The organism is Pedobacter frigidisoli, assembly GCF_004331675.1.
Taxonomy (GTDB): Bacteria; Bacteroidota; Bacteroidia; order Sphingobacteriales; family Sphingobacteriaceae; genus Pedobacter; species Pedobacter frigidisoli.
On record NZ_SJSN01000011.1, the window covers coordinates 1 to 22,625 of the forward strand.

A 22,625-nucleotide genomic window follows, 5' to 3' on the forward strand; every position below is an offset into this window, starting at 1 on the left:
TGCGCTAAACGACCAGATGATGCAGGTGGAAGAAGTATTCACACCTCACCAATTGGATTATCTAGACGTAGTAAGGCAGCGGGTAGAAGGCGCAACCGAGTTGCAGAAAAACCCCTACAAAAAGCATACGCTTGCCTGGGGAACTTGGTTATTAGCCAGATTGGCGGGATGGAGCGGATACAAATCTCACGGTCCACCTGGATACATTACCATCAAAGATGGCTTCGATAAATTCAACCTACAATTTGTAGTGTATGCCGAAATAATGAAATATAAAGATGTGTGTAAAGATTAGCTCCTTCGGAGAGGGATTAACAGAATAGAAGTTATTCCTCAAACTTTCAAAGGGTGAGGCTTCTGCTCTTTTATCATTCCTTTGTAAACACTAATACCCTACAAACCAAAACAAAATAACTAGCGTATATTGTATTATGAAAACGATGTTGAATAAACTATTTTTGATTTCTACTGTTGTTTTAGTCACGGTGCTTTCGGCTTGTGCGCAAAAGCAAGACAAGAAAGAGACGAAACAAACACAGGAAGCAGAACAAGTTATAGCCAAGAAAAAAATGAACTGGAATCCATTAACACCCGAAGAAGAAAGAGTAATCGTAAATAAAGGAACCGAGTACCCAGGTACCGGCAAATATGAACATACAACAGATAAAGGAACTTACACATGCAAACGTTGTAACGCGGCGCTTTATCGTTCGGAAAGCAAGTTCGATGCGCATTGCGGATGGCCCGCTTTCGATGATGAAATTAAGGGAGCTGTAAAACGCATTCCCGATGCAGATGGTTCTCGTACAGAAATTGTATGCACAAACTGCGGAGCACATTTAGGTCACGTATTTTTAGGTGAGGGATTTACAAATAAAGATGCTCGCCATTGTGTAAATTCTATCTCGATGAACTTCGTGGCAGATAAAGAATAAGGTGGATAGAGTTGGGTTAGGTAGAGGCGTGCAACGATAAGTTGTACGCCTTTTTTTTTTAGCTATACCTGCTTAATTTTTTAAAAAACGAACTTGTTTTGGCGCACTAATTTGTAGGTTTTAGTCATTGAAGCTTAGACCTCATACTCCCGACTTTTCCACAAAATATTGATTATAAACTAAATGCTTATATTTGCAGGCTCGATAAAGAAATTTTAGCCTATGAAATATTTTCTGTTATTAAGTTTTTGCTTTCTTTTTTTGCAGAGCAACGCACAGAATTCTGATTCATCAAATGAACCAGATAGTATAAAAAAATCAGTTCTAGCAACTTATTACCACAGAAAATTCGAAGGTCGCCGTACCACTAGCGGCGCAAAATACCGAGCAAAGAAACTTACCGCCGCTCATCGCACCTTACCATTCGGCACAATGATCACCGTTACCAACCCAGATAACGGAAAATCCGTAATTGTTAAGGTTAATGACAGAGGTCCTTTCTCAAAAAGATTGGCAATTGATCTCTCGGAAAGTGCTGCAAAACAGATTGGTATCTACACAAAAGGGGTAGCTCGTGTAAAGCTAAGTTATACCTTAGAGTAGTATTCCATTTTGCTCTATTTTATAGTTATTATACACCTCAAATTTAAGTTATTAACACTGATTTTTGTTTGCTAAACCCTTAAAAAGAAATGATTAGCTTTTTTTTCGCTTGAAAATGATATTTAGCTGATTGAATTCTCCACTGATTTTAAGGTAGTGTTAACAACTTTGGTTCACAAAAAGTACCTCTGTTCTATATATTTGTTTAACAAAGTTCTTTAACTTCTTGCGCTTTAAAACAAATATAAAAGCTTAGTTTTTAGTAATTTATAAGTCAATCTCTCTGATTGAAAGTTTAAATTTACCTAACTAAAATCTAAGTTGTTTGCCAGGCGGCGAGGTTAGCACTTTCACTACAGCGTTTTGATAAAAGACATTACAATCACCATATAAAATTGGTGGATGCGTGCCTTTGTCGGCTCTGTGCAAATTGAAGCTTAAAATAATATCAGGATATGGAACAGGAGTTACTACTACAAGAAAACAAAGATAGATTCGTGCTATTGCCAATCAAATACCCGGCAATTTGGGAAATGTATAAGAAAACCGAAGCTAGTTTCTGGACTGCAGAAGAGATTGATCTTTCTGATGACCAAAAACACTGGGATAACTTAAACGATGGCGAAAGACATTTCATTTCTCATATTCTTGCTTTCTTCTCTGCTAGTGATGGTATTGTTAACGAAAACCTTGCTGTAAACTTCATGAGTGAGGTTCAATTGCCAGAAGCTCGTTGTTTCTACGGTTTCCAAATTATGATGGAAAACATTCATGCCGAAACCTATGCCTTATTAATTGATACTTATATTAAAGATCCAGAAGAAAAAGATCGCCTTTTCCATGCAATTGATACAGTTCCGGCTGTAAAAAGAAAGGCAGAATGGGCTTTACGTTGGATTGATAATGGAACTTTTGCAGAACGTTTAGTAGCATTTGCTGCGGTTGAAGGTATTTTCTTCAGCGGAAGTTTCTGTTCTATCTTTTGGTTAAAGAAACGCGGCTTAATGCCAGGGTTAACTTTCAGTAATGAGTTAATCTCAAGAGATGAAGGTTCTCACTGCGAGTTCGCCTGCTTGCTTTACAGTATGTTAAGCAATAAATTAAGCGAAGAAGCAGTTCACGGAATTATCAGCGATGCTGTAGAAATAGAAAAAGAATTTATTACCGAAGCATTGCCAGTTGCCTTAATCGGTATGAATGCAAAATTAATGAGTCAGTATATCGAATTTGTAGCCGATAGATGGTTGCAGGAATTGGGTTACACAAAAATATACAATGCAACCAATCCATTCGATTTTATGGAAATGATTTCGTTGCAGGGCAAAACCAACTTCTTCGAGAAACGTGTTGGTGATTATCAAAAAAGTGGTGTCTTAACCTCTGCTGATAATAATAAACAAGCATTTTCTTTAGATGAAGACTTTTAAACTGAAATTTTGAATTTAGGAATGATGGAATGAGTGAATGCTCTTTTATCATTCATAAAATAAATAAAATATTACGAGTTGGTTTAAAGGACGGATAGCAAAACATCCACTCATTCAAAACTCACTCATTCAATCATTAAAAAACAAATCTCATAAATTATGTTCGTACACAAAAGAGATGGCCGCAAAGAAGCGGTGCAATTTGACAAAATCACTGCCCGCATTCAAAAGTTGTGCTATGGTTTAAACGCTGACCTTGTAGATCCAATTGATGTTGCCAAAAAGGTAATTGAGGGTTTATATGATGGTGTAACTACATCAGAGTTGGATAACCTTGCTGCAGAAACTGCTGCATCGTTAACTACAAAACACCCTGATTATGCTTTGCTAGCTTCGCGTATTGCGGTTTCTAACTTGCATAAAAACACCATTAAATCATTCTCGGGTACGATGAAAATGTTGTACGAATATTACGACCCGAAAGCGCAGAAAGCAGCACCACTTATCGCTGATGATGTTTATGAGATTATCGAAAAAAATAAGGATATTTTAGATAGTACCATCATTTACGATCGCGATTTCGGTTTCGATTATTTCGGTTTCAAAACGTTAGAGAAATCTTACCTTTTAAAAGTAAATGGTCAGATTGTAGAGCGTCCTCAACATTTGTTCATGCGTGTTTCTGTTGGTATCCACAAAGAAGATATCGATAGCGCCATCAAAACCTATAACTTAATGAGCGAGCGTTGGTTTACACATGCTACACCAACTTTATTTAATGCAGCAACGCCAAAACCTCAAATGTCATCATGTTTCTTGTTAACCATGCAAGATGATAGTATTGAAGGGATTTACGATACTTTAAAACAAACCGCTAAAATTTCTCAAAGTGCTGGTGGTATTGGTTTAAGCATCCATAACATCCGTGCAACAGGTTCATACATCGGTGGTACAAATGGTACAAGTAACGGTATTATACCAATGTTACGTGTATTTAACGATACCGCTCGTTACGTAGATCAAGGTGGAGGTAAACGTAAAGGTGCCTTTGCAATCTATTTAGAGCCTTGGCATGCAGATGTTTTCGAATTCTTAGATTTGCGTAAAAATCACGGTAAAGAAGAAATGCGTGCCCGTGATTTATTCTATGCCCTTTGGATTAACGATTTGTTTATGCAACGCGTTAAAGATAATGGCGAATGGACTTTATTCTGTCCGCATGAGGCACCAGGTTTAGCAGATTGTTTCGGAGCAGAATTTGAAGCTTTATACACTAAATACGAAGCTGAAGGTCGTGGTCGTAAAACCATTAAAGCGCAAGAACTTTGGTTTGCCATTTTAGATTCTCAAATTGAAACCGGTACACCTTACATGTTGTTTAAAGATGCAGCGAACAGCAAATCTAACCAACAGAATTTAGGTACCATTAAGAGTTCTAACTTGTGTACAGAGATTATCGAATATACATCAAAAGATGAAGTTGCAGTTTGTAACTTGGCATCATTAGCATTGCCACGTTTTGTAATCGGCGGACAGTTTGATCACCAAAAATTATACGATGTAACTTACCAAGCTACATTAAACTTAAATAAAATCATCGACCATAATTATTATCCGGTTGTTGAGGCAGAAAATTCAAACATGCGCCACAGACCGGTTGGTTTAGGTGTACAAGGCTTAGCTGATGCGTTTATCTTATTGCGTTTACCTTTCGAAAGTGATGAGGCAAAACGTTTAAATAAAGATATTTTCGAAACGATTTATTTTGCATCGATGACGGCTTCGCATGATCTAGCTGTGAAAAATGGTCCTTACCAAACTTTCAAAGGTTCGCCATTATCGAAAGGTCAATTCCAATTCGATTTATGGAATGTAACACCAGATAGCGGTCGTTGGGATTGGAGCGCATTACGTAAGAAAGTAGTTAAAGATGGTGTGTACAACTCTTTATTGGTTGCGCCAATGCCAACAGCATCTACTTCTCAAATCTTGGGTAACAACGAATGTTTTGAGCCATATACTTCAAACATCTACACTCGCCGTGTATTGAGTGGAGAATTTGTAGTGGTGAACAAACACTTGTTAAAAGATTTAGTAGCGTTAGGCCTTTGGGATAACGATATGAAAAACAAAATCATATTGGCCAACGGTTCAGTTCAGGCAATTGATGCAATTCCAGATTACATTAAAGAATTGTATAAAACAGTTTGGGAGATTAAAATGCGTAACATCATCGATATGGCTGCCGATAGAGGTGCTTATATCTGTCAATCGCAATCGTTAAACTTATTTATCAATGCACCGAATACTTCAAAATTAACTTCAATGCACTTTTACGCATGGGAGAAAGGTTTGAAAACAGGTATGTATTACCTGCGTACTCAGGCAGCATCGCAAGCTGTTAAATTTACTGTAGAAAACCAAGGTGGTAAAGCCATTGAAGCAGTTATTCCAGCTGAAATGACACAAGACCAAGTTGCAGAAGAAATCGTTGACGGACCAGTTTGTTCAATGGAAGAAGGTTGTATTAGCTGTTCAGGTTAAAAATTGGTTCAATAGTTCATTAGACAATGGTTCATTAGTTTCTAAAGCGCCATTTCCCAATGAACTAATGATTAATGAACCAATGAACATTGCAAAGCAATAAAATAGGTAAGGTTTTGGGCAAACGCTCAAAACCTTATTTTTTGTTTATACTTTTGTTTCTTAGCTCAATATTTCATTAGTGTAGTGCGCCAAACACCAATGAACTAATGACCAACGAACCAATGAACACTCACAAACATAGCAAACACGAAATCATTCCCTGCGAAAGATGCGGAACGGCTATTGAATGCAAGGCAAACTCTTATACCAAATGCCAATGTAGTGTGGTGCAACTTAGCATCAATGAAGTGCAATACATCTCCGAATTGTACGATGGCTGTTTATGTGCTAAATGTTTGTTTGAGTTACAACAAGAATATAGAGAAGAGATAGGAGTATAATTAACTTGCAAAATCCCTCAGGCATTTGTTCAAGAAAACCCATCTGGTTTAATTTTTTGAAAATCAAGGTTCTGCACTTTTGGGCTGTATCAGTCCCGCTTTTCTTCCTGCCAATTAGAAAAAAAATTGGCAGCCATTCAATCGGGTTTAATAAACAGAATGCGCTGCTCATCTCAACACCTATCTTATAACCCTAAACATGTATCATTTTTGAGCCAAGTGTCTAGGTCCGAAACAGGACATCTTTTCCAGACTTATTAACAAATATTGTTTATTTATTGCAGCGTATTTATGTGGAAACCTAAAACGTTAGTTTTGGTGCTTTTTATTGCGTTTAATTAGTCATTTCAGAAAATGTCAAGTGCAGTTGGTATTTCTGCTTAAATCAAACTCAAATCATCCTTGAGGCCTTAAAATCGATGAAAATATATATTGAAAATAGGTGTTAAATCTCGTAACAAAGCACTTCATTTGCTATCAATATCATGCTTAATAAATGGTTTATTAAGTTAAAAAAACAGAAAATACATAATATTATGGAAGCGCTCATTTCTAGTTACTGGTGGGTTTTAGTGGCACTGTTGTGCGTAGTTTTATACAAATATATTTTACGTTTCTTATTTGGGATGGTTATCGTCCCCGAAGATAGAATCGGGTTGATTACCAAAAAATTCGTGCTCTTTGGTTCAGACAAGGAGTTGCCTGATGGGCGAATTATTGCCGTAAAAGGCGAAGCTGGTTTCCAAGGTAAAACCTTAGCTCCAGGACTATATTTCGGGATGTGGTTTTGGCAGTATAGCGTAACCATGGAACAGTTTACCATCATTCCAGAGGGTAAAATTGGGTTGATTATGGCCAAAGACGGGGCTGAAATCCCGACGGGAAATATTCTCGGACAAAGGGTAGAATCGGATAACTTTCAGGATGCCGTGAAGTTTCTGGATAACGGCGGTCAGCGAGGCCGACAGACTTCCTACATCACTTCGGGCTCTTATCGTATCAATATCATGTTATTTCAGGTTTCGGTTACCGATATGATTCGTATTCAGGAAAGCATGGTTGGTATTGTAACGACTTTGGATGGTTTACCGATTGAAGCAAATCAAATTGCCGGTAAACTGGTTGAAGGGCATAACAACTTCCAAAACTTCGATAACTTTATCAAAAATGGTGGTAATCGTGGTTTGCAGCCTCAGGTAATTTTGGCTGGTTCTTATAACCTTAATCCTTGGGCCATTCAGTTAGAAGAAATCCCGATGACGGAGATTGCAATTGGTTATGTTGGTGTGGTTATTTCATTTATTGGTACTGATGGGAATGATTTAACTGGTGCCGATTTTAAACACGGTAACATCGTTGGCAAAGGTTCGAAAGGTGTTTGGCTGGAGCCACTTGGTCCAGGTAAATACGCCATTAACAAATACATTATGAAAGTGGAATTGGTGCCAACAACCAATCTGGTTTTAAATTGGGCATCGGCTCGAAGCGAGGCACATAATCTGGATAAAAACCTATCTACGATTACGGTTCGTTCGAAAGATGGTTTCCCTTTCAACTTGGATGTGGCGCAGATTATTCACGTTCCAACAACTGAGGCACCAAAAGTAATTGCCCGGTTTGGTAACATGGTGAATTTGGTTTCGCAGGTTCTAGAGCCAACAATCGGTAACTATTTCCGTAACTCGGCACAAGGAAGTGATGTAATTGCTTTTTTAAGCACCCGTAAAGAACGTCAGGAATCGGCAAAAGAACATATTCGCAAAGTGCTTGATGAATATAATGTAAATGCGGTTGATACTTTAATTGGTGATATTGTTCCGCCAGAATCGTTAATGAAAACCTTAACCGACCGTAAAATTGCGGAAGAGCAAAAGATAACTTACGAAACCCAGAAACAGGCGCAGGAAACACGTCAGGGGATGGAGAAAGAAACTGCTATCGCCGATATGCAAAAGGATATTGTGAAAGCACAACAGAGTGTGGAGATTGCAGAACGTACTGCAAGTGCAACGGTTAAAAAATCAGAAGGCGATGCAGCTGGTGTAAAATTGGCAGTTGGTGCAGAAGCTGAGGCTACAAAAATGAGGGCTCACGCAGAAGCAGAATCGACCAAAGCAAGAGCACAAGCAGATTCTGAGGCGATTAAATTAAGGGCATCGGCAGAGGCAGAACAAATTACGCTAACGGGTAGTGCCGAGGCTGGTAAAATTCTAGCTGTTGGTAAATCTACTGCCGAAGCTTACGAACTTGCTGTAAAGGCTTTAGGTGGAGAAAACTTCACCCGTTATAAAATCACTGAAGAGTTATCAAAAGGTAATGTAAAATTAATTCCTGATGTGTTGATTGGTGGCAATGGAAATAATGGTGGTTCGGCAATGGATGGGTTATTAGGTCTGAAATTAATGGAACTAATGGACCCCGAAAAACGTAAAGAAGTGGTTGCCATTGCGGAAATTGTAGAAACGAAACCGAAACCAAAAAGGGATAATATTAATCCCTAGTTTGAATTTAATAGTGGAAGTCTCGATGAAAATCGGGGCTTTTTTTTGTTCCGTTGGCTGAAGCTAAACGGCAATGAAATGCGATAGGGCAATCTGCTGTTCGCTCATTGCAGGCTGCTTTAACTGCTTGATCATAAATAAATTTCCATCGACTTTAGCCAAATTAATAAACTCTGCAACCCAAAATATTTGCAAAGGATTTCCCACCTAAACGGGATAGAAGTGGCAGCCTCCGATTTTTTCTATCGGAGCTAAAACGGATAGCCCGACTGACAACTAATCAGAAACACTTCAATTGCTTTCCAAAAAACAATTACATAATTATGCCGTTCTACTTTTAAACAAAATAGTAACTTTGCGCATTAATTTTGAATGATTGGATTTGCGAAACGTACAAAATCATTCACTCATTCAAAATTCATTAATTCAATCATTTTGAAAAACATGAAGAAAGTAAAAGTTGGCTTGGTACAAATGACTTGTACTAAAGATAAGCAGGAAAATTTAGAGAAAGCGATTGTAAAAGTAAGAGAAGCGGCGGCAAAAGGAGCACAAATTGTGTGTTTGCAAGAGCTTTTTACTTCGTTGTATTTCTGCGATGTTGAGGATTACGATAATTTCGATCTAGCTGAAAAAATTCCTGGTCCATCTACAGATGCTTTGCAAGTGGTGGCAAAGGAATTGGGTGTAGTAATTATCGCCTCTTTATTTGAAAAACGTGCTGAAGGTTTATACCACAACACTACTGCTGTTTTAGATGCCGATGGTTCATATTTGGGTAAGTATCGCAAGATGCATATTCCTGATGACCCAGCTTTCTATGAAAAATTCTATTTCACGCCCGGCGATTTAGGTTATAAGGTTTTCGAAACGAAGTTTGCTAAAATCGGCATCTTAATTTGTTGGGACCAATGGTACCCAGAAGCATCGCGAATTACCGCTTTGATGGGTGCAGATATCATGTTTTATCCAACGGCAATTGGTTGGGATACTACGCAAGTTGAAGAAACTAACAAAGACCAGTACGATGCTTGGCAAACGATTCAACGCTCGCATTCGGTTGCTAACGGCGTTCCGGTTGTAAGTGTAAATCGGGTTGGCTTTGAGCAAGATGGCGCTATGAAATTCTGGGGCGGAAGTTTCGCTACGAATGCACAAGGCAAGTTGCTTTATTTAGCATCTCACGATAAGGAAGAAACAGAAGTTGTGGAGTTAGACTTAGACCAAAGCGATTTTATGCGTAAACATTGGCCGTTTTTAAGAGATAGAAGAATTGATTCTTACCAGCCGATTACAAAAAGATATATAGATAACGATTAGTTGTCGAAAGGTTAAAGACCAAAGCTTAAAGCGAAAAACTTCATAAGCGATCGTCATTGCGAGGCACGAAGCAATCTTATTCGATAAGTGAAAATAGATTGCTTCGTGCCTCGCAATGACGAAAACTAAAAATAACAATACACAAATGTCAAATTTTCCTCCTAAAGAACATTTAAATATTAATCAATTCGATTACTCTCCAAATCAACAAGGCTATGCTTTCCCTGCCGAATGGGCAAAACATGAAGCAACCTGGTTAAGTTGGCCACATAAAGAAGCAAGCTGGCCTGATAAAATCGAAACCATTTATGAGCCTTATTGCCGATTTATTAAAGCTGTGGCCGAGGGCGAAAAGGTGCGAATCAATGTTAAGGATGAAGAAATGAAAGCTTTTGCTGTTTCTGAATTAACAAAAGTTGATGCTGATTTATCGCAAATTGAATTTTATTTCAACGAAACTAACGATGCATGGTGTAGAGACCACGGTCCTGCATTTTTGCTGAAAGGAAATGAAAAAGCAATTGTTGATTGGGGATATAATGCTTGGGGCGGAAAATATCCGCCGTTTGATTTGGATGATGTAGTTCCGACGAAAATTGCAAAGGCTTTTGACTTGCCTTTATTTACACCTGATATAGTGATGGAAGGCGGTTCGGTAGAATTTAATGGAGCTGGAACGATTTTAACCACAACAGCTTGTTTATTGAACAAAAATCGTAATCCACATTTAACGAAAGAGCAGATTGAAAAATACTTGCTTGAATATTACGGACAAGAGCAGGTTTTATGGTTGGGAGACGGAATCGTAGGCGATGATACTGACGGTCACATTGATGATATTACTCGCTTTGTAAATGAAGATACTGTTTTAACGGTTGTAGAAAGCAATCCATTGGATGAAAACTATATTCTGCTGCAAGAGAATTTGGAAGCTTTGAAAGCGATGAAACTGAAAGACGGTCGCTCACTTAATATTGTGGAGTTGCCAATGCCATCGCCGGTAATTCATGAAGATACGCGTTTACCTGCATCTTATGCTAACTTTTATATCGCTAACGCTGCTGTAATTGTTCCAATTTTTAATGATGTGAACGACCAAAAAGCTTTAGATATTATTCAAGGTTGTTTTCCGGATAGAAAAGTGATTGGGATTAACTCTGTAGATATTATTTGGGGATTGGGAAGTTTCCATTGCTTGAGTCAGCAGGAGCCAACCCCCTAACCTCCCTGAAGGGGGAATAAAACCCATCGTGTTAAACATTCACAATTAATATTAACTTTACAACAGTTTAAATTTTTATACATTATATAGAAGTCCCCTTTAGGGGATTTAGGGGTTATGAAATTACTAGAAGGAAAAACAGCATTAATTACCGGCGCATCGAAAGGTATTGGTCGTAAAATAGCTGAAAAATTTGCGGAGCAAGGTGCTAACGTTGCTTTTACATATTTATCATCAGTAGAAAAAGGCGAGGCCTTAGAGCAAGAATTGCAAAGCTTTGGAACAAAGGTTAAAGGTTACCGTTCTGATGCATCAAAATTCGACCAGGCAGAGCAATTAATCAATGATATTGTTGCCGATTTCGGAACGATAGATATCGTTGTAAATAACGCAGGTATTACCAAAGATGGTCTGTTGATGCGCATGAGTGAAGAAAATTGGGATGACGTAATTAACATCAACTTGAAATCTGTATTCAACGTGACTAAAGCTGCATCTAAAGTAATGATGAAAGCCCGTAAAGGTGTTTTCATTAACATGAGCTCGGTGGTTGGTGTTACGGGTAACGCAGGACAAGCAAATTACGCCGCATCAAAAGCTGGTATTATTGGTTTCACAAAGTCTGTAGCTAAGGAATTAGGCTCGAGAAATATTCGTGCTAACGTGGTTGCTCCGGGTTTCATCCGTACCGAAATGACTGAAGTTTTAGACCCTGCCGTGGTTGCGGGTTGGGAAAAAGATATCCCACTTAAGCGTGCCGGCGAAACAGAAGATATTGCCAATGTTTGTGTGTTCTTAGCTTCAGATATGAGCGCTTATGTTACCGGACAAACTTTATCGGTTTGCGGCGGAATGCTATAATTTAAGCTTAAAGCTTAAAGACCAAAGATAAAAGCGAAAACCTGCTAGTTCTAAAAGTCTAGTAGGTTTTTTATTTCAGAACATATTTTCCTTTAACTTCCTTAATATTTAGGGCAGTTTTATTCTTCTCAAAAGCCAAATAGCCCGGCTGTAAAGTTTTCCAAAAGTTAATCTGTGCAGGAAATTGAGCTGCATATTTTTTCATATTTCCATCTGTCATTTTAAATGGATAAATGTAAACAGGAATTTTATCCTGACCAGCATTTCTAGCCTCCACACCTAAAACGTAAACTTCCTTAATCTTTTCATCCGTTAGCGGAATGCAACCAACCGTTACACACTTGCCATGGATGTAAATGTCTCCACCGGTTTTTCTGTCTTTTCCTGTTCTGGCAGAGTCAACTGAGTTTGGATAATTAACACCAAGCGATAAAAGAAAACTACTCATCGGATTGAAAACATTGATAAAATAAAATCCCTCGGGTGTTTGTCCATCGCCCTCCATCACTTTCGGACCTAATGTGCCCGAATGTGCACAAAAATCGTAAGTTCTGAATAAAGAATATTTTTTGTCTGATTTAGATTTCAACCAAACCTCCAACTTACCCTCAGTTTTATAGGCATTTATTACCATCGAAAAATCATTGTCGTAACCAGCTGCTTTGATGAATTTTTGTAAAGTTTCCCATTTCTCCGCATAAGCTTTTTCTACTCGCTCGAATTTAATTTGAGTTGCCTTGAAATTGTTTTGTGCATTGGCCATGATGCTAAGGGATAATAAAAACGTTAAACAGATTAATTTCATAAAATTTGGTTTGGTTAAAGCTAAATAAATTATCGATTTAACCGCAAAGGTCGCCAAGATTTTCTAAGCACTAAGTCGCAAAGAACGCTAGGTTGGATTTTAAAAAATATGTGTGTGCCTTTTATATCTATCTTTTTTCACTCGTTCGTTAATTGCCAAACCTTATCCTTTCTTTGCGTATTTACTTTGCGGCCTTTGCGGTTAATAACAAAATTAGCATCTTTATAAAATATGAATGGCTTTTTTGCTGGTACTTCTATTTTGTATTTTCTGGGTTGCCTTGCATTGGGTATTTTATATGCGTGGTTGCTTTATCGCAGTAATAAAAATCTCGATAAAAAGTTACTTTATGGATTAACTGCCATCCGGATAATTGCTGTCACGGCTATTGCCTGGCTGATATTTGGGCCATTAATAAAAACCCTAAATTATACTTTAGATAAACCTGTTATCATCATCGGTCAAGATAATTCCCTTTCAGTTGGTCAGGTTAAGGCTGCTGGTTTCGACCAAAAATTGTACGAGCAGAATCTTAAAAAATTACAGGAAAAACTATCAGATAAATACGAAGTAAAAACCTACAATTTCGGTGATTCTGTTGGCGACGGATTTGATTTCAAAAATCAAGGAAAGCTAACAGATGCTTCTGCCTTTTTCCAAAAGATTAGAGATGAATACACGAATAGAAACGTTGGCGCAATTGTTTTAGCCACGGATGGAATTTTCAATCACGGTGGCAATCCTTTATACGGCATCAACCAAATCAATGCACCAGTATATAGCATTGCTTTGGGTGATAGTATTCCGAAACGAGATGTACTTATTTCAAATGTAAACTACAATAACATCGTTTATTTGGATGATGATTTTACCATTGAAGTTCAGATTCAAGCTTTCCAAAGTGATAGAGAAAACACCTCATTAACAGTTAACCAAAATGGAGCGAAAGTTGAGCAGCAAAACATCGCAATTAATGGAAATTCTTTTGTGAAAACCGTTCCTGTGAAATTACACGCGGGTAAAATTGGCGTTCAGAAATATACCGTTCAGCTTGGTGTGCTCCCAAATGAAATTACCACCAAGAATAATGTTCAAACTCTTTATGTCGAAGTAATTGATGGCAGGCAAAAAGTATTGTTAGCGGCAGCGGCTCCACATCCAGATTTGGCGGTGTTAAAGGAAGCCATTTCCCTTAACAAACATTATGAAGCGAAACTGGCTTTGGCTGATGATTTAAACTCAACAGACCCCTCTAAATTTGATTTAATTGTTTTGTATCAGTTACCCGATGTTCAAAATATTTCGACTACTTTTTTACAGAAAGTAATGACTTTAAAGAAACCCATTTGGTATGTTTTGGGTGCGCAAAGTAATGTGAGTGCTTTTAATCAAATTCAAAATCAAGTTAATTTAAGTTCAGCTAATGGTTCTATTCAAGAGGTTTATCCTGATTTAGCGAGTGGATTTACGAGTTTCAACTTATCAGAAGAAGATAAAAAACAGTTCTCTACTTTCGACCCTTTACTAACGCCTTTCGGCAGGTTAACCGTTAATGCAAGTGCAACCCCGGTTTTTAATCAACGTGTTGGGAAAGTAAGTACGCAACAACCATTGTTATTTTTCACAAATGATAACGGTGTAAAAGCTGGTTATTTAATGGGAGAGGGTTTGTGGCGTTGGAAATTATCTGAAGCTGAGAATGAAAACCAACAATCGAGTTTAAATGATTTGATTTCCAAAACCGTTCAATATCTGTCTGTAAAGGATGATAAAAGAAGATTCAAGGTTTTTACTTCCAAATCTGCTTATGATGAAAATGAATCTATTCAATTTAATGGAACACTTTATAACGAAAGCTATCAACCTGTAAATGAATCGGAAGTTAACTTACAAGTAAAAAATGATGCAGGGAAAGTCTTTAATTATGTGTTTTCCAAAACTGAAAATAGTTATCAGTTAGATGCCGGTTCAATGCCTGCAGGTAATTATTCTTATGTAGCTAACACAACTTTGGGAGGCAAGAAATTTACTGCCACTGGTAGTTTCTATGTAAATGCGCTAGTTGCAGAATATCAACAGACTACAGCCAATCATCAACTGCTGAATACCATTTCTAAACAAAGCAGCGGCAAACTTTTCATGCCTGCAGATTTGCTAAAAATTGCTGATGAAATCCTGAAAAACGAAAACATCAAAACCATTAGCTACGAAGACCGTAAATTCGATGAGCTTATTAATATCAAATGGTTATTCGGATTGATTTTGGTTTTGCTTAGCGTGGAATGGTTTTTACGGAAGAGAAATGGAGAGTTGTAATGTAAGATGTAAATATGTAAGATGGACAATGTTTAGTGCGTAAAATTTGTGCTTATTGATTCATTTTCCCTCATCCATTTTCCATCCTTTAGTGCCACTCATCCTTATAAACAAACTTCGGCATTTGCCATTCGTATTTTATAGATAATAATCTAATGGTTAAACCAACAACAGCGGCTATTACGGTGGCCATTAATTCACTTCCGTGGAAATGTTCAACGCCAATATAAACAGCTCCTGTTACAATGGCTGCACTGGCATAAATCTCCTTGCGGAATAAGAATGGAACTTCATTACAGAGTACATCACGTAAAACACCGCCAGCACAACCTGTAATCATTCCGCTAAATAATACGATGAGGTAAGGCAGATGAATTTGCTGTGCAACTTGGCAGCCGATAATCGTAAATACCACTAAGCCCATTGCATCAAGATAAAGAAATAGCCTTTTCAACTTGGTCATAACAGAGGCAATAAAAGCAGCTAGTAAAGCAGCTCCGGCAGTAATAATTAAATATTCAGGATGCTCAACCCAGCTCATTGGGTAATGACCAAAAAGTACGTTTCTAACCGTTCCGCCGCCGAGGGCAGTAACCCAAGCGATAATACAAACACCAACCCAATCCATATCTCTACGGCCAGCAGAAAGTGCAGCAGTCATGGCTTCGGCAGTAATGGCGATGATATATAAAATGTGGAGCATAGAGAGGTGGTTAATTGTTTGAATTGGTTAACTAAAAAAACCAAACTGCGAATTAAAATGCTTTATTATTAAATCTAAAAACCAATTATGAATTTTATCTGCTCCTTAATCCTACCTTATCCTTAAATCCTAAAAATCCTGTTCCAAAATCCTGGTTTAATCTTTCTTCTCCTCACGAATAATAACAAAAACATCTTCGTTATCTTTTTTCATGAAATATTTTTCACGAGCAAACTTTTCTGCTGTATTTAGATTGGTGTTCAGTTCGTTTAAATCGTTTTTAACCTGAGCGGTTTCTTTTTCGAAATATTCCTTTTCTTCTTGCAACTTATTCGCCTGACTGCGGTATTCGTATTGCGACATCATATCGTTTTTATCGAAAAATAACATCCACAGCGCAAAAGCAACCGTTGCAAGGAAATATTTATTGCGGAAAAGGTCTATTAAACGTGTCATAATTTTCTCGAAAAATCGTCATTGCGAGGCACGAAGAAATCTGTTGAGTAAGATTGCTTTGTACTTCGCAACGACGTAAATGTATAAAAAAACATCCGAAGATTTAAAATCTCCGGATGTTCTACAAATAAGTTTTTCAACTTCTTAACACCCCAAACCCCTAAAGGGGCTTTACGGCATTTCCTTAAGTCCCCTTTAGGGGATTTAGGGGTTTATTTTTTTGCGTATTTGAAGTTTTTACCGATGAAACGAGCGTTTTCACCCAATTCTTCTTCAATACGTAACAACTGATTGTATTTTGCTATTCTATCAGAACGAGATGCAGAACCGGTTTTAATCTGTCCGCAGTTTAATGCAACAGCTAAATCAGCAATGGTTACATCTTCAGTTTCGCCGGAACGGTGACTCATTACAGACGTATAGCCATTCGTTTGTGCTAATGAAACAGCGTTGATTGTTTCAGTTAAAGAACCGATTTGGTTAACTTTTACCAAAATTGAATTCGCAATTGCCTCATCAATACCACGTTGCAAACGCGTAACATTCGTTACAAATAAATCATCACCAACCAATTGTACTTTATCGCCAACTTTATCAGTTAAAGCTTTCCAACCCGTCCAGTCGTTTTCATCCATACCATCCTCAATAGAAATAATTGGATATTTTACAGATAAATCAGCTAAATATTGAGCTTGTTCTTCGCTAGTGCGAATTGCGCCTTTATCACCCTCAAATTTGGTATAATCGTATTTACCATCTTTGTAAAACTCAGATGACGCACAATCCAAAGCTAAATAAATATCAGAACCTGGTTTGTAACCTGCTTTTTCAATTGCTTTTAAAACTGTTTCAATCGCATCTTCAGTACCATCAAAAGTAGGAGCAAATCCACCTTCATCACCAACAGTTGTAGTTAAACCTCTATCATGTAGAATGCCTTTTAAAGTATGGAAAACTTCTGTTCCCCAACGTAATGCTTCAGAGAAAGATGGAGCACCAACCGGCATAATCATAAATTCCTGGAACGCAATCGGCGCATCAGAGTGAGAACCGCCGTTAATAATATTCATCATCGGAATCGGTAAAGTATTTGCATTTACACCACCAATGTAGCGGTATAAAGGTTGACCGATTTCATCTGCAGCAGCTTTTGAAGCAGCCAAAGAAACACCTAAAATAGCATTAGCACCTAAATTACCTTTGTTTTCGGTACCATCTATGTCTAACATTATTTTATCAATCGTATTTTGTTCAAAAACATCAATACCTCTTAATGCATCAGCAATTTTAGTATTTACATTTTCTACAGCTTTTAATACACCTTTACCTAAATATGTAGATTTATCTCCATCGCGTAATTCAACAGCCTCGTGTTGGCCAGTAGATGCACCACTTGGTACAGCTGCACGCCCAAAAGCGCCTGCTTCTGTTACTACTTCTACTTCTAGTGTTGGATTGCCTCTCGAATCGAGAATTTGTCTGGCATGGACATTAACAATTATGCTCATTTTATTTGATTTTTGTTGATTTTTTTAACTGCTTAGTGTATAAAGTACAATTACTAAGCGTAACATCAAAGTTAGTATATTTTTTAAATAAATAAAGTGTTTAAGGCGTTAATGTTACGATAGTAATTTAGGTTTAATCAGTTCTTAATTTTAAATTAATATTGATGTTTTGGAAATCAATTGCAGTGGTTTTTCGGCTAAAGCAGTCCCGCTTTTTGTTACAACAAAAGCAGAAAAAGCTTTTGGTTTCCACAGCAATCGGGTTTATATAACTCAGGTATTGTAATGCTTGGGACGAAAATCATCAAACTCAAAATAATTCAATGTTTTTGGATTTAAACTTACAATTTCATGTTCCGTCAGTTGAAACTGACGGTAATGAACCCGAGTAATCTCCATTTCATTACCGTTGACTTCAGTCAACGGTAAACTATTTGGCTATAAACTTATAAAAAGGCACAAATTCCCGATGCCAAAACCATTCAGTATGCTTGCCATCTTCTTTCTCTAACAGCACTATATTTTTATTCTTGCCATCCGGATTCAAAATATCATAAACCTTTTTCATATCACGAACCATTGCCGCCCCTTCCTTATCTCCAGCAACAAAGAACACCTTGCTGTTTTTCAAGCTTGTTAATCTTGCCGTAACCTCATCATAAATTTTCGGCGCTAACCAAAACGCTGGACTAAAAACTCCAGCCGAGCCAAATACTTTTGGGTATTCTGCAATGGCGTACATGGAAATTAATCCACCCATAGAACTACCTGCAATCGACGTATTTTTGACATCTTTTAATGTTCTGTATCTTGAGTCGATATATGGTTTCAATGTTTCAACTAAAAATTGTACATAAGCTTTTCCCTCGCCTTTACCGTATTGACTGTCGTATGGATTATACTCTTTCAATCTGTCTTTTCCACCATGGTCAATTCCAACAATAATCATCTCTTTCGAACCCTCGCGAATCAAACTATCCATAACCGTGTCAACGGCCCATTCATCAGCTCGTGGCGGGTTTGCGTGAAATAAGTTCTGACCATCCTGCATATAAATTACAGGATATTTCTTTTTCAATTTTGAATAATCCTTTGGTAAATAAATCCAAACCTGGCGATGTTTGTTCAATTGTGGCATAAAGAACGCAGAATCAACAACATGAACATGGTCGCCGAAGTGATATTCTTCTTTTACTTGTTTAAAATTATCATTCCAATTTGCTACATCGATATTCATTGTGGTATCAACATTCAAATTTATCGTTCTGTTTGCAATAGGTTTGCCATCAATTTTAGATTCTGCTTTATCCCAGCTTCCACGGGTAATTTTAAATTCTTGATTGCCTTGTGGTAAATTCATCGAAATAAAATAAGTTAAGCTATCCTTTTGCTTCAAATTGAAAGTGTTATTGTTTGGATTCCAATCGTTGAAATTTCCAGATATAAATAAACTATCCGAAGTTTTCTTCGGAATATGAATTGTTAAATCAACTTTAATCTGGGCTGATAAAAAGAGGGGAAATATTAAGGCGATAAATAATAGTTTATTTGGCATATTATAAATTTAATTGATGCTTCCTGAAACTGAAAATCAACTCATCGAAATATTCATCATATTTAAAGATAGTTCCTTTTAATTCAGCTTCTAAAATAAACCCGATTTTTTTTAATACCTGTTGCGATGCAAGGTTTACATGAGAAGTTCTTGCAAAAATGCGCTCAATGTCAAATGTCTCAAAGCCATACTTCAGCATTTCCTTTACCGCTAATGGAACAATTCCTTTGCCCCAAAAAGGCTCTGCAATCCAGTAACCCATTTCAGCACTCCTTGAATAAATATCTGACAGGGGATGAACACCAATTGAACCTACAACTTCATCATTAATAACAATGGCCTTGATTTGTAAGGGCCGGTGACTTAGCGCCAATTCGATAAAAGCTTCACCATCTTCATCCTGATATGGAAATGGAAACTTATTGGTGAGGTTTTTAGCGATGTTGAAATTGTTGGCATATTTCACCAAAGCATTAACATCGTTGAGGTGGAAAGGGCGTAAAGTAAATCGCATCATTTTGATTTTAAATCTAATTTAAATAAAAACAGCTCGAAAGGGTTACAACCGATTATTTTTTTGATGGTAACATTTTTAATCTCAAATAGTCTTAAGTTAAATAATTCATAATGCTGAAATTCAATTCTTTCGCGAAATCTTATGGGAGTCACCTAATCTTAAAAATTGATAATTTGACAATAGAGCGGGGCGTGTATTGGATAAAAGGCGCTAACGGTTCAGGTAAAAGTACTTTACTAAAATCAATTGCAGGTTTTTTTTCATTTAAAGGCAGTATTTTTTTGGATGAACTCAATTTAAAAAAAGATGGTGTTGCATATCGAAAGCTTGTAAATTTTGCTGATGCAGAGCCTGTTTACCCTGATTTTTTAACGGGATATGAAATGATAAAACTTTTTGCTGCTGCCAAGGCTGCGGAAAGACACCAGGAGGAGAAATATATATCCGAAATGAATATGCAGGCCTATATTAACAATCCATTAGGCACTTACTCCAGTGGAATGTTAAAGAAACTATCATTAGTTCTTGCTTTCTTAGGTAAACCAAAATTAATTTTGCTTGATGAACCCTTAAATACAATTGATGTAGAATCGCTGGAGGTGCTATATAAATGGATTGAAGAAAAACACCTTGCAGATAATACAAGTTTCTTTCTCTCTTCACATCAGCAAGTTGATGTTAAAAGGATATTATTTAAAGTGGCGTTGCTTCAGGATAATAGCTTAAAAATTGAAATGTAATGAATTCTGCTCTAAATTCTATTTTAAGAAAGATTTTTGTTTTTGGTTTTTACCGCTCGCATGCAGGTATGCTTGCTTTCATCTTTATCATGCTTATAAGCTATTGTTTTTTTATCAATACTTTAGGTACTGTACGATCAGAGGAGATTGATTTTTGGCAATTCTTTTTTACAATAGGTTTGGTTAGCAATCCACTCATAATGATATGCTACTTGCTCATCTGCCTAATATATACCTATAAAAGCTGGCAGTATTTTATTTTTCAATTTACCCAACCTAATCATCAGTTTTTATATTATAGTGTAAATACTTATAGTAAAAACATTCAGTTAAAAAGTTGGTTTTTGGTTCAGTTACAAGTATTTACTCCAATTTTGATTTATACTATTTATGCTGCAGTAATAGGGCTAATATTTCATTATTATTTAATTTCCGCTTGCATTTTACTCTTCGTTTTTTTATTAGCTTATGTTAGTGCAGTACTGTATGTGTATCAAATTAATAAGTTATATAGTGTAGATGAAAAGCCACTTACTGTACTACTGTTTAAGAGAATCAGTAAACCTATTTTTCTACTTTATACTTTGATGATTTTTAATCAAGCAAAACTGGGTTATCTGTTAACTAAAGCTTTATCATGGGTGTTAATCTGGAGTGTATTTTTTTTGTTTATCGATTTGCAGAATGATTTGCGTTTGCTACTTTTGATCTCTTCGTTTATTGCAATATCTCATGCATTTTTAATTTATCGGGAGAGAGATTTTAATGATACGAGCTTAAATTTCCTTAAAAATTTTCCATACTCGTATTTTAAATTATTTTTTGGCTTTTGTTTAAATTATATTGTTATTCTTTTGCCAGAGATTTTCTGGCTAATAACCAAATTCGGCATTGAAAAATCTGGGATACTTATTCTGTTCATATTGGCTGCAATGCTATTATTTAGGAGTATTCTCTATTTAGGAATGCGTATAAAAGGTTTTTTGATAACCATTTTCTTTTTACTAAGCATATTCTATATCATTATTTTATTTGGATATGGATGGAGTTTAATACCAATGAATTTTGGTTTGGCTTTCATAATTTTTAGGAAAAACTATTTTCATTAAGATTGTTCATTAATGCAATAACGGTGATAAGGTGTTTAACATCGCCAGCTACAAAAGCATTGGTGGTTTTTACCATCGTTCAGGTTTCTTTATTGTTAATTTTTAACTTTACGGGAAGACTATCTTTGGCCAAAATTTTTGGTGTAAGTGCCATTCAATGTTTAATGTTAGGCATTACCCTAAAAGTTTTCTGCACCATTGTTTTGGAGGCAATTTATTTACAAACTGAGGCTTATCAATCAAGCAGGTTTTCCGATTTTATCAACTATAAAGAATTGCAACATCGCTTGCAGCGCTATTTATGGGTAATTGCTTCAGTTGTTTTCTTCATCTCTTTTGTGAGGAATATTACCCTTTACGATTTACTGGTAATCTCTGCATCAGATTTCATTTATGCAATTAGGAGCATTGGCAGCTATGATTTTGGAGAGTATGCAATTGGCATCAGAACTTTAATCTGGGTTGCCGATTTATCAATTGCAGGCGAAGTACGAACCGAAGCCATGATTGATGTGAAAAGTGCGCTAAGTGGAGCAGGAATTAATCTGCAGGTTAGGCCTTTGAGTTAAATAAAGTTTTTAAATAGGATTTGGGCGTTTTAACACGCTGTACACTGTATCTCCGAAGAAAAATCGGAGGATGCCGCTTCCATCGTAAACGCAAACAGAATCTTAGCATATTTGTTCAAGCGAAAATCAAATATTAGCAAACACAAAGTTTAATCTTGCCAATTCTGTTTTTACTTGGTTCATGCCAATCAAACCTCCAGAAAAGCCACTAGTTTGTTGAAAAATATTTACCATAAGCTCGTTTTCACCACTCGGTGTCATGGTTACACTAAATTTGTAATAAGTAACAAAGGCTCCAAGTAAAAGGCGTTTGATTCTACTTCCCTTTTCCAGAATTAAATTACCAAATCCTTGATCTATAACTTTGTAGCCTTGACGTCCCAAATGATAAACAATCGTTTTGGTCATTTCTTCAACTGAAACATTTCCGTATAAATTTGAAATCAAACCATCTACAGTTTGAAGATTTTTAATAAAATATGGCATAATTT

Annotated in this window: 20 protein-coding genes and 1 pseudogene; 14 read left to right on the top strand and 7 right to left on the bottom strand. The window is 36.7% G+C overall.

The features are described 5' to 3' along the window. The 10 genes and pseudogenes from EZ449_RS22700 to fabG form a co-directional block, all read left to right on the top strand. Positions 1 to 295, top strand: a pseudogene (locus EZ449_RS22700) (hypothetical protein); the annotation flags it as partial. Positions 296 to 431: 136 nt separating this feature from the next. Next, the gene (locus EZ449_RS14495) at positions 432 to 935 is read left to right on the top strand and encodes a methionine-R-sulfoxide reductase (RefSeq protein ID WP_205943009.1); all 504 of its coding nucleotides are present in this window, start codon (positions 432 to 434) and stop codon (positions 933 to 935) included. Between the two features lie 222 nt (positions 936 to 1,157). After that, positions 1,158 to 1,538, top strand: a complete 381-nt coding sequence (locus EZ449_RS14500) for a septal ring lytic transglycosylase RlpA family protein (protein ID WP_131560056.1) — start codon at positions 1,158 to 1,160, stop codon at positions 1,536 to 1,538. Between the two features lie 455 nt (positions 1,539 to 1,993). Next, positions 1,994 to 2,965 (top strand): ribonucleoside-diphosphate reductase small subunit, encoded by a 972-nt coding sequence (locus tag EZ449_RS14505; RefSeq protein ID WP_131560058.1) that lies wholly within the window; start codon positions 1,994 to 1,996, stop codon positions 2,963 to 2,965. 159 nt (positions 2,966 to 3,124) lie between these two features. Next, complete coding sequence (locus tag EZ449_RS14510; RefSeq protein ID WP_131560061.1) at positions 3,125 to 5,509, top strand: ribonucleoside-diphosphate reductase subunit alpha; 2,385 nt, start codon at positions 3,125 to 3,127, stop codon at positions 5,507 to 5,509. A gap of 209 nt (positions 5,510 to 5,718) precedes the next feature. Then, positions 5,719 to 5,952 (top strand): cysteine-rich CWC family protein, encoded by a 234-nt coding sequence (locus tag EZ449_RS14515; RefSeq protein WP_225872334.1) that lies wholly within the window; start codon positions 5,719 to 5,721, stop codon positions 5,950 to 5,952. A gap of 536 nt (positions 5,953 to 6,488) precedes the next feature. Continuing rightward, complete coding sequence (locus tag EZ449_RS14520; RefSeq protein ID WP_131560065.1) at positions 6,489 to 8,453, top strand: SPFH domain-containing protein; 1,965 nt, start codon at positions 6,489 to 6,491, stop codon at positions 8,451 to 8,453. Between the two features lie 444 nt (positions 8,454 to 8,897). Next, positions 8,898 to 9,773, top strand: a complete 876-nt coding sequence (locus EZ449_RS14525) for a carbon-nitrogen hydrolase (RefSeq protein ID WP_131560067.1) — start codon at positions 8,898 to 8,900, stop codon at positions 9,771 to 9,773. Positions 9,774 to 9,918: 145 nt separating this feature from the next. Next, positions 9,919 to 10,995: an agmatine deiminase family protein gene (locus EZ449_RS14530; protein ID WP_131560069.1), complete on the top strand. Its 1,077-nt coding sequence runs from the start codon at positions 9,919 to 9,921 to the stop codon at positions 10,993 to 10,995. A 117-nt stretch (positions 10,996 to 11,112) separates the two neighbouring features. Next, positions 11,113 to 11,856, top strand: a complete 744-nt coding sequence (fabG, locus tag EZ449_RS14535; RefSeq protein ID WP_131560071.1) for a 3-oxoacyl-[acyl-carrier-protein] reductase — start codon at positions 11,113 to 11,115, stop codon at positions 11,854 to 11,856. A gap of 70 nt (positions 11,857 to 11,926) precedes the next feature. On the opposite strand, the gene EZ449_RS14540 is transcribed toward fabG, so the two are convergent. Next, entirely contained in the window at positions 11,927 to 12,661 is a 735-nt protein-coding gene (locus EZ449_RS14540; protein ID WP_131560074.1) for a L,D-transpeptidase family protein, read from the bottom strand. Positions 12,662 to 12,892: 231 nt separating this feature from the next. Here EZ449_RS14540 and EZ449_RS14545 point away from each other — a divergent pair, with 231 nt between their 5' ends. Continuing rightward, on the top strand, positions 12,893 to 14,977 hold the full coding sequence (locus EZ449_RS14545) for a hypothetical protein (protein ID WP_131560076.1): 2,085 nt from the start codon (positions 12,893 to 12,895) through the stop codon (positions 14,975 to 14,977). An 88-nt stretch (positions 14,978 to 15,065) separates the two neighbouring features. Here the strand turns inward: EZ449_RS14545 and EZ449_RS14550 are convergent, their stop codons facing one another. The 5 genes from EZ449_RS14550 to EZ449_RS14570 all read right to left on the bottom strand — a co-directional run bounded on the left by EZ449_RS14550 (position 15,066) and on the right by EZ449_RS14570 (position 19,716). Beyond that, a complete protein-coding gene (locus EZ449_RS14550; protein WP_131560078.1) occupies positions 15,066 to 15,680 on the bottom strand; it encodes a trimeric intracellular cation channel family protein in 615 nt (204 codons plus the stop codon). 156 nt (positions 15,681 to 15,836) lie between these two features. Then, positions 15,837 to 16,136 (bottom strand): FtsB family cell division protein, encoded by a 300-nt coding sequence (locus EZ449_RS14555; protein WP_131560080.1) that lies wholly within the window; start codon positions 16,134 to 16,136, stop codon positions 15,837 to 15,839. 212 nt (positions 16,137 to 16,348) lie between these two features. Further along, complete coding sequence (gene eno / locus EZ449_RS14560) at positions 16,349 to 17,644, bottom strand: phosphopyruvate hydratase (RefSeq protein WP_131560082.1); 1,296 nt, start codon at positions 17,642 to 17,644, stop codon at positions 16,349 to 16,351. A 430-nt stretch (positions 17,645 to 18,074) separates the two neighbouring features. Continuing rightward, on the bottom strand, positions 18,075 to 19,199 hold the full coding sequence (locus EZ449_RS14565) for an alpha/beta hydrolase (RefSeq protein ID WP_131560084.1): 1,125 nt from the start codon (positions 19,197 to 19,199) through the stop codon (positions 18,075 to 18,077). 1 nt (position 19,200) lies between these two features. Then, entirely contained in the window at positions 19,201 to 19,716 is a 516-nt protein-coding gene (locus EZ449_RS14570; RefSeq protein WP_205943010.1) for a GNAT family N-acetyltransferase, read from the bottom strand. 110 nt (positions 19,717 to 19,826) lie between these two features. Here EZ449_RS14570 and EZ449_RS14575 point away from each other — a divergent pair, with 110 nt between their 5' ends. Genes EZ449_RS14575 through EZ449_RS14585 form a run of 3 tightly spaced genes read left to right on the top strand, consistent with a single transcriptional unit; the run spans position 19,827 to position 22,134 of the window. Then, positions 19,827 to 20,456, top strand: a complete 630-nt coding sequence (locus tag EZ449_RS14575; RefSeq protein ID WP_131560086.1) for an ABC transporter ATP-binding protein — start codon at positions 19,827 to 19,829, stop codon at positions 20,454 to 20,456. After that, complete coding sequence (locus tag EZ449_RS14580) at positions 20,456 to 21,565, top strand: hypothetical protein (protein ID WP_131560088.1); 1,110 nt, start codon at positions 20,456 to 20,458, stop codon at positions 21,563 to 21,565. Before EZ449_RS14575 ends, EZ449_RS14580 begins: the two co-directional genes overlap by 1 nt. 23 nt (positions 21,566 to 21,588) lie before the next feature. After that, positions 21,589 to 22,134, top strand: a complete 546-nt coding sequence (locus tag EZ449_RS14585; RefSeq protein WP_131560090.1) for a hypothetical protein — start codon at positions 21,589 to 21,591, stop codon at positions 22,132 to 22,134. 126 nt (positions 22,135 to 22,260) lie between these two features. Here the strand turns inward: EZ449_RS14585 and EZ449_RS14590 are convergent, their stop codons facing one another. Continuing rightward, positions 22,261 to 22,620: a hypothetical protein gene (locus EZ449_RS14590; protein WP_131560092.1), complete on the bottom strand. Its 360-nt coding sequence runs from the start codon at positions 22,618 to 22,620 to the stop codon at positions 22,261 to 22,263. Positions 22,621 to 22,625: the final 5 nt, after the last annotated feature.

What these genes read in the sequence shown, in the direction of transcription:
- EZ449_RS14495 (WP_205943009.1), top strand. Translation starts at nt 432, where the DNA reads ATGAAAACGATGTTGAATAAACTATTTTTGATTTCTACTGTTGTTTTA.
- EZ449_RS14500 (WP_131560056.1), top strand. Translation starts at nt 1,158, where the DNA reads ATGAAATATTTTCTGTTATTAAGTTTTTGCTTTCTTTTTTTGCAGAGC.
- EZ449_RS14505 (WP_131560058.1), top strand. Translation starts at nt 1,994, where the DNA reads ATGGAACAGGAGTTACTACTACAAGAAAACAAAGATAGATTCGTGCTA.
- EZ449_RS14510 (WP_131560061.1), top strand. Translation starts at nt 3,125, where the DNA reads ATGTTCGTACACAAAAGAGATGGCCGCAAAGAAGCGGTGCAATTTGAC.
- EZ449_RS14515 (WP_225872334.1), top strand. Translation starts at nt 5,719, where the DNA reads ATGACCAACGAACCAATGAACACTCACAAACATAGCAAACACGAAATC.
- EZ449_RS14520 (WP_131560065.1), top strand. Translation starts at nt 6,489, where the DNA reads ATGGAAGCGCTCATTTCTAGTTACTGGTGGGTTTTAGTGGCACTGTTG.
- EZ449_RS14525 (WP_131560067.1), top strand. Translation starts at nt 8,898, where the DNA reads ATGAAGAAAGTAAAAGTTGGCTTGGTACAAATGACTTGTACTAAAGAT.
- EZ449_RS14530 (WP_131560069.1), top strand. Translation starts at nt 9,919, where the DNA reads ATGTCAAATTTTCCTCCTAAAGAACATTTAAATATTAATCAATTCGAT.
- fabG (WP_131560071.1), top strand. Translation starts at nt 11,113, where the DNA reads ATGAAATTACTAGAAGGAAAAACAGCATTAATTACCGGCGCATCGAAA.
- EZ449_RS14540 (WP_131560074.1), bottom strand. Translation starts at nt 12,661, where the DNA reads ATGAAATTAATCTGTTTAACGTTTTTATTATCCCTTAGCATCATGGCC.
- EZ449_RS14545 (WP_131560076.1), top strand. Translation starts at nt 12,893, where the DNA reads ATGAATGGCTTTTTTGCTGGTACTTCTATTTTGTATTTTCTGGGTTGC.
- EZ449_RS14550 (WP_131560078.1), bottom strand. Translation starts at nt 15,680, where the DNA reads ATGCTCCACATTTTATATATCATCGCCATTACTGCCGAAGCCATGACT.
- EZ449_RS14555 (WP_131560080.1), bottom strand. Translation starts at nt 16,136, where the DNA reads ATGACACGTTTAATAGACCTTTTCCGCAATAAATATTTCCTTGCAACG.
- eno (WP_131560082.1), bottom strand. Translation starts at nt 17,644, where the DNA reads ATGAGCATAATTGTTAATGTCCATGCCAGACAAATTCTCGATTCGAGA.
- EZ449_RS14565 (WP_131560084.1), bottom strand. Translation starts at nt 19,199, where the DNA reads ATGCCAAATAAACTATTATTTATCGCCTTAATATTTCCCCTCTTTTTA.
- EZ449_RS14570 (WP_205943010.1), bottom strand. Translation starts at nt 19,716, where the DNA reads ATGATGCGATTTACTTTACGCCCTTTCCACCTCAACGATGTTAATGCT.
- EZ449_RS14575 (WP_131560086.1), top strand. Translation starts at nt 19,827, where the DNA reads ATGCTGAAATTCAATTCTTTCGCGAAATCTTATGGGAGTCACCTAATC.
- EZ449_RS14580 (WP_131560088.1), top strand. Translation starts at nt 20,456, where the DNA reads ATGAATTCTGCTCTAAATTCTATTTTAAGAAAGATTTTTGTTTTTGGT.
- EZ449_RS14590 (WP_131560092.1), bottom strand. Translation starts at nt 22,620, where the DNA reads ATGCCATATTTTATTAAAAATCTTCAAACTGTAGATGGTTTGATTTCA.